Origin of the sequence: Listeria farberi (assembly GCF_014229245.1) — a bacterium.
In the GTDB taxonomy this organism is placed as follows: domain Bacteria; phylum Bacillota; class Bacilli; order Lactobacillales; family Listeriaceae; genus Listeria; species Listeria farberi.
Genome location: NZ_JAARZJ010000014.1, coordinates 71,096 through 83,009 on the forward strand (window position 1 = coordinate 71,096; position 11,914 = coordinate 83,009).

10 protein-coding genes and 1 CRISPR repeat array are annotated in these 11,914 nt (G+C 37.3%); of the genes, 7 read left to right on the forward strand and 3 right to left on the reverse strand.

What is annotated here, in order from left to right; genetic code table 11:
- Positions 1–50 precede the first annotated feature (50 nt).
- Genes cas3 through cas2 form a run of 3 tightly spaced genes read left to right on the forward strand, consistent with a single transcriptional unit; the run spans position 51 to position 2,815 of the window.
- Positions 51–2,234, forward strand: coding sequence for a CRISPR-associated helicase Cas3' (gene cas3 / locus HCB45_RS12585; RefSeq protein WP_185620130.1), 2,184 nt, complete (start codon positions 51–53; stop codon positions 2,232–2,234).
- 16 nt (positions 2,235–2,250) lie between these two features.
- Complete coding sequence (cas1, locus tag HCB45_RS12590; protein WP_312026329.1) at positions 2,251–2,532, forward strand: CRISPR-associated endonuclease Cas1; 282 nt, start codon at positions 2,251–2,253, stop codon at positions 2,530–2,532.
- A gap of 4 nt (positions 2,533–2,536) precedes the next feature.
- Entirely contained in the window at positions 2,537–2,815 is a 279-nt protein-coding gene (gene cas2 / locus HCB45_RS12595; protein ID WP_031643491.1) for a CRISPR-associated endonuclease Cas2, read from the forward strand.
- Between the two features lie 197 nt (positions 2,816–3,012).
- Positions 3,013–4,138: a CRISPR direct-repeat array (repeat unit 29 nt; unit sequence GTTTTAACTACTTATTATGAAATGTAAAT).
- 72 nt (positions 4,139–4,210) lie between these two features.
- Here cas2 and HCB45_RS12600 read toward each other — a convergent pair.
- Positions 4,211–4,579: a DUF1304 domain-containing protein gene (locus HCB45_RS12600; protein ID WP_185318028.1), complete on the reverse strand. Its 369-nt coding sequence runs from the start codon at positions 4,577–4,579 to the stop codon at positions 4,211–4,213.
- A gap of 146 nt (positions 4,580–4,725) precedes the next feature.
- On the opposite strand from HCB45_RS12600, the gene HCB45_RS12605 reads away from it, so the two are divergent.
- Positions 4,726–6,141 (forward strand): DHA2 family efflux MFS transporter permease subunit, encoded by a 1,416-nt coding sequence (locus tag HCB45_RS12605; RefSeq protein WP_185620132.1) that lies wholly within the window; start codon positions 4,726–4,728, stop codon positions 6,139–6,141.
- A gap of 130 nt (positions 6,142–6,271) precedes the next feature.
- On the forward strand, positions 6,272–7,276 hold the full coding sequence (locus tag HCB45_RS12610; RefSeq protein ID WP_185318989.1) for an ROK family transcriptional regulator: 1,005 nt from the start codon (positions 6,272–6,274) through the stop codon (positions 7,274–7,276).
- Between the two features lie 31 nt (positions 7,277–7,307).
- On the opposite strand, the gene HCB45_RS12615 is transcribed toward HCB45_RS12610, so the two are convergent.
- Positions 7,308–8,624: a 6-phospho-beta-glucosidase gene (locus tag HCB45_RS12615; protein WP_185318030.1), complete on the reverse strand. Its 1,317-nt coding sequence runs from the start codon at positions 8,622–8,624 to the stop codon at positions 7,308–7,310.
- A gap of 202 nt (positions 8,625–8,826) precedes the next feature.
- Between HCB45_RS12615 and HCB45_RS12620 the strand changes: the two genes are divergently transcribed.
- Together HCB45_RS12620 and HCB45_RS12625 are read left to right on the forward strand one after the other, a co-directional pair.
- Entirely contained in the window at positions 8,827–9,579 is a 753-nt protein-coding gene (locus HCB45_RS12620; protein WP_185318031.1) for a MurR/RpiR family transcriptional regulator, read from the forward strand.
- A gap of 105 nt (positions 9,580–9,684) precedes the next feature.
- Positions 9,685–10,128, forward strand: a complete 444-nt coding sequence (locus tag HCB45_RS12625) for a DUF2798 domain-containing protein (RefSeq protein WP_185620133.1) — start codon at positions 9,685–9,687, stop codon at positions 10,126–10,128.
- Between the two features lie 46 nt (positions 10,129–10,174).
- Here the strand turns inward: HCB45_RS12625 and HCB45_RS12630 are convergent, their stop codons facing one another.
- Complete coding sequence (locus tag HCB45_RS12630) at positions 10,175–11,836, reverse strand: SulP family inorganic anion transporter (protein WP_185620135.1); 1,662 nt, start codon at positions 11,834–11,836, stop codon at positions 10,175–10,177.
- Positions 11,837–11,914 lie beyond the last annotated feature (78 nt).

Sequence of the window (11,914 nt, forward strand, 5' to 3'; positions counted from 1 at the left end):
CCCTTGAATGTATAGTGTTCAAGGGGATTTTGTATAAGGGGCGGCTCGAGATGCATAAATATTTAGCGAAATCTAATCCAGAAGAAACAATTCAAGAACATACGGATAATTTATTAAAAAACTATCAAAGACTAAAAAAACTATACCCAGCTGTGGAAATAGATTGGTATTTACTAGAATTAGTTTGTTTACTACATGATTTAGGGAAAATGAATCTATTATTCCAAACGAAATTAGGTAATGCTTCTGGTAAAGGTAAAGAAATTCCGCATGGTTATTTGTCTGTTGCATTTGTTCCAGATAGTAAACTTGAAGAAATGGGATACTCGGAGGATGAAATTAAAGTTGTTTATCAGGCGATTGCGCGGCATCATGAAAGAAAATACGATTTTTCTGATTCAGAGTGGAGAAAAGAAATAATCAAATTAGAAGAGCAGTGGGCGGGTTTTATATACAGTCAGCTAGGAGAAAATGCGGAATATAGTAGTGAGGTAGAAATGTTGTACTTCTACCCAGGCTCCCGAATTTTCGAAGGTAACTCCGCAGCGGACGCAGAAACATTCAAAAAATACGTTCTACTAAAAGGCTTACTCAATCGAATTGACTTTGCAGCGAGTGGGGGAATTGATGTAGAACTTGAAAATGACTTTTTGATGGATTCGATGGAAGTGCAACTAGCTCATTTTAAAGCAGAAAATCCAGAAGCTGATTGGAACGCTTTGCAAAAATATATGATGCAGCACCAAAATGAAAATATTGTCGTTATTGCTGAAACTGGCATGGGGAAAACGGAGGCAGGGCTACTTTGGCTTGGGAATAATAAAGGTTTTTTCACACTTCCACTGCGTACGGCAATCAATGCAATTTATGAGCGAATCACAAAAAATATTGTTACGACCAATCAAGCGGCGCGAGTGGGTTTACTTCATTCGGAAACTTATAGTCAGTATTTGCTACATGAAGGAAATGCGGAGATGGATATTGATGAATATTATACGCGGACGAGGCAAATGTCTTTACCTATAACTATTTGCACGCTCGATCAATTGTTTGATTTTGTCTTTCGTTATGCAGGTTTTGAGCATAAATTAGCTACTCTATCTTATTCCAAAGTGATTATTGATGAAATCCAGATGTACTCACCGGACTTACTTGCTTATTTGATTTTAGGATTATCTTATATTGATAAATTTGGTGGGAAGTTCTGCATTATGACGGCGACTTTACCGGGAATAGTGACAGATTTACTTTTAGAAAACGGTGTGAATTTTGTCCAACCAGAAGAGAAATTTGTATCATCGCGAATTCGCCACAGCATGGAGATGGTTCATACGGAGGTTGAAAGTGAATTTATTAAACCATTTTTTAACAATAATCGAATTTTAGTTATTTGTAACACTATTAGTAAAGCAAAAAAAATCTATTCGGAGTTAAAAGAGTATTTCCAAAGCGAAGAAATTCATCTCATTCATAGTCAATTTATTAAAAGAGATCGTTCGGCTAAAGAGGACGCGATTTTTAAAGATGGGCAAAAAGATAGTACGAAAAAATGTATTTGGGTAGCAACACAAGTCGTAGAGGCTTCATTGGATATTGATTTTGATTTACTTTTCACGGAGCTATCGGATGTGAATGGGCTGTTTCAACGGATGGGCAGATGTTACCGAAACCGAGCGCTGGATGTGGATACGAATGTCTATGTTTTTGATGGTGGAGCGAAAGTTTGCTCAGGAATTGGAACTTTTATCGATAAGTTGATATTTGAAAATTCTAAGACCATTTTGAATGAGCATGCTGGCGTTTTGACAGAAGAGAAGAAAATGGAACTAGTGGAGCGGGTTTATTCAACAGAGGCTTTACGTGGGAGTGAGTTTTATAACGATTTGATAGAAACGATAAACTACGTGAAAGCTTTTGATAGTTATGAATTGGATAAAGCAGATGTTCGTAGGAGATTTAGAAACATTAATTCCGTTTCTGTCATTCCGGAAAAAGTTTGGCAAGATAATGCGGAAGAAATCAATTCTTATTTTGCTATTCTTTGTAAAACTTCTAAAGAAATATCAACAAAAGAGAAAATGATTGCAAGAACCAATTTAGCTGAATTTATGGTGAGTATTCCTGACTATCTTTATAAAAAAGGTGAGAGCGATGTGCATGAAATAAACCGTTATGAGAGTGTTATTAAGTTTAAATGTAATTATTCGGATGAGGTAGGGATTTTTATGAGGTGAGCTCTCTTTAACAGAGATTTTCAAACCACTAATTGCTGATCGGATTATTTTTAGTTTGTTAAACAAAAATATTATTACCGAAGATGACTTTGAAAAAGAGGCTAACTTTTGCTATATGAAAAAAGCAGCTCGGCAAAAGGTATTACAAGCGTATGATTTGTGTATGAAAGAAACAATTAAACATCGGGATTTAGGAAGAAATGTATCTTATCGGCATTTAATTCGCTTAGAATGTTATAAATTAGTAAAGCATTTGATGAATGATAAAGAATACGAAGCATTTAAAATTTGGTGGTGAAGGTATGTATGTAATTTTAATTTATGATATTTCAATAGAAAACGGTGGGGCAAAAGTCTGGAGAAATGTATTTAAGATTTGTAAAAAGTACTTAACTCATGTTCAAAAATCAGTTTTTGAAGGTGAAATAACTCCAGCGCTTTTAGTTAAGTTAAGGATGGAGTTAGATAAGTATATTCGAGATGATAAAGATTCAGTAATTGTTTTTTCTAGTAGACAACAAAGATGGCTAGAAAAAGAATTTTGGGGATTAACGGATGAAAAGACTTCTAATTTCTTTTGATGTTCTCGGTCTGTCGACCTTTAGTAGTGCGAAAAATAGTGGGGTTCGACAGATTTAGGGAAATCATTGGGGGAGAAAGCGTTTGAAGTTTTTAAGCGGAAATCTGAAGGGATAAGTTATGATTTTTACGCAATTTTTAAGAGGTCGACAAAAATAGTGACCTGAGTTATGATGGGAGTAGGCGTAAAATAGAGCGGGTTTTAACTACTTATTATGAAATGTAAATGCCTCTAAGTCAATGAATGGAATAATATACTTACGTGTTTTAACTACTTATTATGAAATGTAAATAAACTTTGCTTTTTCCAGATCAGCGGATAACTAAAGTTTTAACTACTTATTATGAAATGTAAATATTTTGGCAGGTTTGAAGGTACGACAGATATCGAGTTTTAACTACTTATTATGAAATGTAAATTATTTCTTGATATGCTCACACTGCCATGCGACAGCGTTTTAACTACTTATTATGAAATATAAATGAGTATCAAGAATACATCACAGAAGAAACAATAATGTTTTAACTACTTATTATGAAATGTAAATTCTGGAAATTCTGGCCGTGTCGGCCCGGAAGATATTGTTTTAACTACTTATTATGAAATGTAAATCAAAGGGTCTGCTCACAGTCGTAATCTGTAAACAGGTTTTAACTACTTATTATGAAATGTAAATACGTTTATATCATCTATAGTCATAGTCACCCCGTCGTTTTAACTACTTATTATGAAATGTAAATCCTGCTGTGCTTCCATCGGCATACGTGTAACGCCCGTTTTAACTACTTATTATGAAATGTAAATAATGGTTTTCCAGATTTATTTGGTTTTCGTGGGACAGGTTTTAACTACTTATTATGAAATGTAAATAGAAATATACCACCAGCAGTTGTTGAAGATGCTATATCGTTTTAACTACTTATTATGAAATGTAAATGAAGAATATTCTTTCCCGCGCACTAAAGTTCCGTTTGTTTTAACTACTTATTATGAAATGTAAATTAGCGACGAGATCAATAACATCATCCACCGCGGCACGGTTTTAACTACTTATTATGAAATGTAAATTTGTCACTTAATCGTATTCTTTCTGTGATGTATTGTTTTAACTACTTATTATGAAATGTAAATAATATGAATAGAGATTCAGCATCATTGCTAAATAAGTTTTAACTACTTATTATGAAATGTAAATTCAGTTGTTGAAGATGCTATATCCAATGGTGTTAAGAGTTTTAACTACTCATTATGAAATGTAAATAGTGTAAGCACAGCAATTCAGACAGCTATAATCTGTTTTAACTACTTATTATGAAATCATAAACTTCCTTTTAAAATCTAAACCCCAAAAATAAAAAAGGCCAGGACCCAAATCCAAGCCTTTTCCTACACTCCTCTAAACCAACAAAACCACAACCAACGCCAAAACCGCTGGCAAGCCCTGCTTCACCAAAATCCCCTTAGAAGAAGTCGCTCCGCCAAACAGCGCCGCCACAACCACACAGCTCAAAAAGAAAATCTGCACAGTTTCAGCAAACCCTGCTCCCGCGAAAAACAATCCCCACACAAGCCCTGCCGCAAGAAAGCCATTATAAAGCCCTTGATTCGCAAACAGCGTCTGTACTTTCTTATTCGCAAGTAGTTCCTTCTCGACACCAAACGTCTTCGATGCGAGTTTGGTATTTGCGAAAAACATTTCTAAAATCATTATATAAATATGCTCGATCATTACGATGAAAGTTAAAATAAATGCTAAAATGGTCATAAAAAATCCCTCTTTTCTACTTCGAAGTATAGCATAGCTTGTAAATTTTTCGTAAAAATAGAGCTTGAAACGTTGACTTATTGGCGAAATCTCCGTAATATCAAACGTAGACTACTTAATTTTTAGTCTGAAAAGGGGGAAATTATATGCAACAAGAAGCAACAGGTGGGCAGAAGATTCGGCCAATACCAATTATTGCCTCATTTTTGATGGCGGGGTTCATTGGGCTATTCAGTGAAACTGCTCTTAACATGGCGCTTAGTGATTTGATTCAGGTGTTTGATATTAGTTCAGCGACAGTGCAGTGGCTTACGACAGGTTATTTGCTAACGCTTGGAATATTAGTACCGATTTCGGGATTACTTTTACAATGGTTTACGACACGAGGTTTATTTTTTACAGCAGTGAGTTTTTCTATTGCAGGTACGCTCATTGCGGCGCTTTCGCCAACGTTTGCGATGTTAATGATTGGACGCGTAGTGCAAGCAGTAGGTACGGCGCTATTACTACCGTTAATGTTTAACACGATTTTACTGATTTTCCCAGAGCATAAACGTGGCTCGGCAATGGGGATGATCGGGCTGGTAATTATGTTTGCACCAGCAGTGGGTCCGACAATCTCAGGACTTATTTTAGAAAACTTGACTTGGAACTGGATTTTCTGGATTTCCTTGCCATTCCTTATTATTGCGTTATTATTCGGAATGAAATTTATGCAAAATGTTTCGGTGGTTACGAAGCCGAAAATTGATATTTTATCGATTATTCTTTCGACGCTAGGTTTTGGTGGAGTTGTATTTGCCTTTAGTAGTGCGGGAGAAAATGGTTGGGGAAGCGCGACGGTATTAGTTTCAATTATCGTTGGTGGAATTGCACTTGGACTATTTGTTTGGCGCCAACTAACAATGGAAAAACCTTTGATGGACTTGAAAGTATTTAAATACCCAATGTTCACGTTAGGACTTATTTTAGTATTTATCAGCTTTATGATGATTCTTTCGACGATGATTTTACTACCGCTTTACTTACAAAATAGTTTAGCGCTCGCGGCATTTTCGGCGGGATTAGTATTACTTCCGGGCGGAGTGCTGAATGGTTTAATGTCACCATTTACTGGGCGTTTGTTCGATGCATACGGTCCGCGCGCACTTGTTATCCCAGGATTTATCGTAGCGGTTGTGGCACTATTTTTCTTAACGAGAATAGAAGTTGGAACATCTGCATTAACTATCATCGTGCTTCATTCGGTGTTAATGATTGGGATTTCGATGGTTATGATGCCGGCACAAACAAACGGATTAAATCAATTGCCACGGAAATTATATCCTGATGGTACGGCGATTATGAACACATTGCAACAAGTTTCCGGTGCGATCGGAACAGCTGTTGCGATTACGATCATGTCTGCTGGACAAAAAGCTTATATGGAAACGGCGCAAGGAATGGGACCGGAGCAAATGGTTGCTTCACTGACAGCGGGAATACAAAATGCCTTTGTCTTTGGACTGATTATGGCTTGTATTGGTCTGCTGTGTTCGCTATTTATTCGTAAAGCTAAATAATAAATCGAAGAGAACTTCTCGTAATGAGAGGTTCTTTTTTGTTTTGACAAATGGGTTCAGAGTGGTTAAAATGATAGTAAATATAGTTTATAAAGTTTATTTAATAACTTTGCGAATGGAGCGGTTGATGATGGCAATTCCTCGTGATTTAAAAGAATTGAATAAGAAAAATATCAAGTCGATTTTACGGCAACAAGGTGCGATGACGAAAGCGGAAATCGCCGAAGTGACTGGGCTTAGTGTAGTTACAGTGAACAAGCTGATTCGCGATTTAGTGGAAAATGAAGAGATTTTAGAACAAGATAATTCGGTTGCGACTGGCGGAAGAAGAGCTGTTTCGTATGAAATTAATCCTAATTTTCAGCAGGTGTTGGTTATTAGTTTGCAAGAAAAGTGGAAGAAAATTACGTATTCTTTTTCGGTCTATAATTTACTTGGTGAGCCGGAGTTTGTAGAGGATATGTCTGGAGAGGATTTGGACATTACTGCGCTGAAACGGAATACAAAAGATCTTGTTTGCGCTTTTCCGAAGATTTCTTGCGTTGTAATTGGGGTACCGGGGATTGAAATTGGTGGGAAGCTGCGCGCGATGGATTTTCCGCTACTTTTAAATGTGCAATTGCGGGAGACTTTGGAGGCGGAAGTGAATTTGCCGGTGTTGGTTGAAACGGATACGAATGCGGCGATTTTCGGGTATAAAAATCGGCCTGTTGTAGAGGAGAACATTGTGGGACTTTACTATCCGGAGCGTTTTCCACCAGGTGCGGGGCTTTTGATGAACGGAGAGATTTTGAAAGGTCAGAATGGGCTGGCTGGGGAGATTAAGCATATGCCACTTCAAGTGGACTGGGATAACTTTGATTTTTCGGTGGATGAAATTAAAGCGCACATTCGTAAAATGGTGCTCCTCACGATGAGTTTTTATGATCCGGAAACGATTGTGCTCTACACAAATTTTTATTTTGGGCAGAAGGATTTCACCGAGGAACTGACGGAAGAGTTGAAGCAAGTTTATCCGTATGCGGTTTTGCCGGAGATTGTGTTGTCGCGTAAGTTTACGACGGATTACCGGATTGGGCTTTTGGCGTTTGGGATTGATTATTTGGAGAATAATATGACGGATTGGCGGATATAAAAAAAGAGCCCTTTGACAGGCTCTTTTTTACTTATTTAAAGAAATTCGGTAAATACTCTTTATGCGCTTCTAAAAGTTCATCCAGCATTTCGCGGGCTACAGATTCGCTTGGAGTTAGTGGGTTGATTGTCATTGCAAGGAGTGCTTTGTCGTAATCACCAGTAACTGCTGCTTCGGCTGTTAGGCGCTCGAACGTTTTGATTTCTTGGATGATGCCGTTGATAGCGATTGGAAGGCGTCCGCTTGCTAGTGGAATTGGGCCTTGGCGAGTGATAACACAGTTTGTTTCTACTGCGGAATCAGGATCAATATCAAGGATAGCACCATTGTTACGAGTATTAACGATTTGAATGTCGCGTTTATCGTTATAGATAGAGTTAATTAGGTTACATGCTGCTTCACTGTAGTAAGCGCCGCCGCGTTGTTCTAATTGTTTCGGTTTTTCAGCAAGTTCTTCTTGTTTGTAAAGCTCGAAAAGTTCCGCTTCTACTTTTTTAACAACTTCTGCACGAGTACCATGTTCTGCATATGCGCGAGCTTGGTCTTCCAGTTGTTGTTTTGTTTGCCAGTAGTAGCGCAAGTAGTCGATTGGAATCATATTTAGTGTACGTAAGAATGTTTTGTCCCAACCAGTTGCATTGATATTTTTAAGGCTTGAGCCAGCTTCATCTTCTGTCATTTTGAAAACAACATCTTTTGTTACGTCTTTGCCATTATGATAAACAGTTTTCGCGAATACCATGTGGTTTAGACCAACGAATTCTACATAAATTTCAGAAACGTCTACGCCAAGAGTTTCAGCGATATTACGTTCGATGCCGATAGGGCCATTACATAAGCCGACAACTTTCTTTTGGTTACTGTAACGAAGAACTGCTTCTGTTACCATTCCAGCTGGGTTAGCAAAGTTGATTAACCAAGCATCTGGGCAAAGGCGTTCCATGTCTTTACAAATATCTAAAATAACTGGGATTGTGCGAAGTCCTTTGAACATGCCGCCTGGTCCGTTTGTTTCTTGTCCAACAACGCCATATGAATTCGGGATGCGCTCATCTTTCACACGTGCGTCTAGTAAACCTACACGTAATTGAGTTGTTACGAAATCTGCGCCTTTTAAAGCTTCTTCGCGGTCTAGTGTTAAATGTACTTCCATGTCAACGCCAGCTTTTTCTACCATACGTTTTGCTAAATTACCAACGATTTCTAATTTTTCACGTCCAGCTTCTACGTCTACTAACCATAGTTCACGAACTGGCAATTCGTTTTGACGTTTAATAAATCCTTCGATTAGTTCAGGTGTATAACTTGATCCGCCACCAATAGTTGCGATTTTAATACCTTTAGTCATTATTTATACCTCCAAGGATATTTTTTTGAAAAGGCTTACTTAATTGTTAGTGTCCTTTTCTTCTCACAGTTATAGTATAGGAATTTTATGAAAAAATAGCTAGTATTTGGCTAGGTTTAGGTAAGGATTTTCTAAGTAGGAACTTGTCACATTTGAGTAACGAGGTGTTACATGGTAAAATAAAGCGAAAAGAGGTGCGGAAATGCTTTTTTTGGATAAAAATTTGGAATTAAATGATACGGAATTAGATATTTATAATTATATTGTGGCGAATTTAGATAAGGTTGTTTATATGCGAATTCGCGATTTGGCGACGGAAGTGCACGTGAGTACAACGACAATTCTACGTTTTTGCCGGAAATTTGGTTGTAATGGTTTTTCGGAGTTTCGCGTGAAGTTGCAGCTTTATTTAGAAGAGCAGAAGTTGGCGCAAATTGATATGGCGGATGAAACAACTTATATTGATTTTCTGAAACGCACGGCGCAACCAGAGTTTAAAGCGCAAATTCAAAACGCAGTAGAAATTCTCCGTGACCGCGAGCTGGTTTTATTTGCAGGGGTGGGTTCATCGGGTGTAATTGCTGAATATGGTGCGATTTATTTTTCGTCGTTATTTACACTAGCACTACATATTGAAGATCCACTTAACCACCCGTTTTACCATTTATCGAGCAAATTATCCGATAAAATCTGTATGATTGCGATTTCGGTGGAAGGGGAAAATGAAGACATTATTCGCTACATTCACCAGTTGAAGGCACAAAATTGTAAAGTGATTTCGATTACGAATAGTGCGAAATCAACTATTGCGAGGCTTTCTGACGCGAATATCGCTTATTATATTAATAAGGAAATGTATCAGGAAGCGAATATCACGTCCCAATTACCAGCACTATATACGATTGAAAATATTGCCCGGGAAATAAGGACACAGCTTGACAAAGAAAAAATGTAAAATACGAGTTTTGCTTGGATTTCCGAGCAAAACTTTTTTTGTAACAAAATTGTCACTTACGAAGAAATTTTTAATTTGCTACGATAGTTCTTTGGAGGTGAAATTATGTACAGTAATAGGAAAGAGAAGATTGTTTTTACACTTATTATGTGTTCTTTAATGATTTTATGCATGAGCTCTTATAATATCTTTCTTGAAAATGGTATTGGTACAGATTCTTTATTAATTATATTAAAAGCGTTTGTTCCGTTTCTTTTTATTGGATTTTTATTAGACTTTTTTGTTGTCGGAAAAATTGCGAATCGTCTGCACGCCCTTTTGGTAAGGGAAGATGCTTCGAAATTTAAAAAGATCATTATGATGCAATTATTAATGGTGACATTTATGTGTGTGCTTATGTCGACACTTAGCCTGATTGTGAACCAAGGCGAATGGAGTTATTTAGGCATTCTTATTTTACGCAATTATTTTGTGGCTTTATTTTTGCAAATTGTTGTCGTGTCACCATTTGTGCGATTAATTAGTCCGCGAATTTTTGCTCTTTTGTAAAAAATGAAAAACGCTTAGTCGAGTTTAAGCCCGACTAAGCGTTTTGTTATTTATTTTTAGCATTATAGGCATCGAGCGCGTCTTCCACGGTTTTTTTCGTATAGCCGTTATCGATAAGGTAGCCAAGATCGTGTTTTCTAAAGCTGGTTTTCAAATGATCAATGAGGTCAGCAAAGTAATATTCAATGCCTTTGTCATCAAGCCACTTTAGCAAGTCTTTCATTGATTCTGTAGCAGTTGTATCGATATTGATAATCGCACTTGCTTCAAAAATGACTAGTTTTGTATCATCTTGGACTGCTTCTTTTAAACCGTCTGCGAATTTGTTAAAGTTTCCAAAAAATAGCGATGCGCTGTATCGATAAATAACAACATTTGGAATTGGTTTTGCTTCTGGTTTACGTTTTAAATCGAAATAACCGTGGCGTCCTTCGATTACTCCAAGAATCGCAATCGGTGATTTCATCGAACGACTTACTACGTTAATGAATGATAGGAAAATCCCAAGTAGTACCCCGAAAATAACGCCAACTAAAAGGGTACCAAGTGCTGCAACAATCCAAACAGTTGCTTCACGACGGGAAACCTTGAATAAACCTTTTAACACATCTACATCAATAATACCTACAAGAGCAGCGAATACGATACCAGAAAGAACTGGTTGCGGCATATAGTAAAGTAAGCCACTTAAGAAGGCAACGATTAGCGCAATAATGGTCGCAGCAACGATAGAAACCATTTGCGTTTTACCACGAAATTGCTCATTAGCAGCAGTTCTAGATACACTGGCGCTAGCGGGAGGGCAACCAGAAAAGGCTGCAACAAAATTTGAAATTCCATAAGCGAACAGCTCACGATTATCATCAATTGTATATTTATTTCTCATTGCAAAACTCTCACTTGGTAGTAGCGAACCAGCAAAGGTAGCGATAGCACAAACCAAACCACCACCGATTGCAAGTGCCCATGAGCTAGCTCCAAAATCGGGAAGCGCAAGTGACGGGAATCCCACTGGAATCTTACCAACAATATCTACATTATATTGGTCTAACTTAAAGAAATAAGCTGCCATTGTTCCGAGTACTAAAACAACAAGCGACATTGGGATTTTTGGAATTACTTTTTTACAAGTTATAACAATAATTACTGTAACAACACCCATGGCAAATGAAATCCAATTGGACTGGAAAAATTGACCAAAAATAATGCCTAAACTAGAAAAGAAACTATCTCCACTTTCTTTTAGTCCCATTATTTTGGGGATTTGCCCCATAATAATGGAAACACTTAGTCCTGAAATGAACCCACTTAAAACTGGAGCAGATATGTATTTTGCAAAACGTCCTAATTTTAAGACGGAGAAAAGTACTAAAAAGGCTGCACAAAAAAATGCGAGAATTGGAGCTAGTGTGATGGCTTCTTTGGACCCCGCTGCAAGTCCAGCTGTACCTAAAATAATTGACCCAGTAATGGCGCTAGCTGTCGCATCTATCCCAAATATTAATTGCGGCGAACTGGCAAAAATAACATAAGCAATAACCGGCAAAAAAGATGCATATAATCCATAGATGGGCGGAAGTCCTGCTACTTGTGCGTATCCCATTGCAACAGGAATTGTCAGTGCAGCAACCCCGACGCCTGAAATAACATCATTTCGTAAATAGGATGCTTTATACCCATTTAATGAAAGCAAGATGTGTTTAAACATAAGTTCCTCCCTTTAAAACATAGTAATTTTTCTTTTGTAACATTAATTAAATCTTATACTATTTACCCTATTATAAGT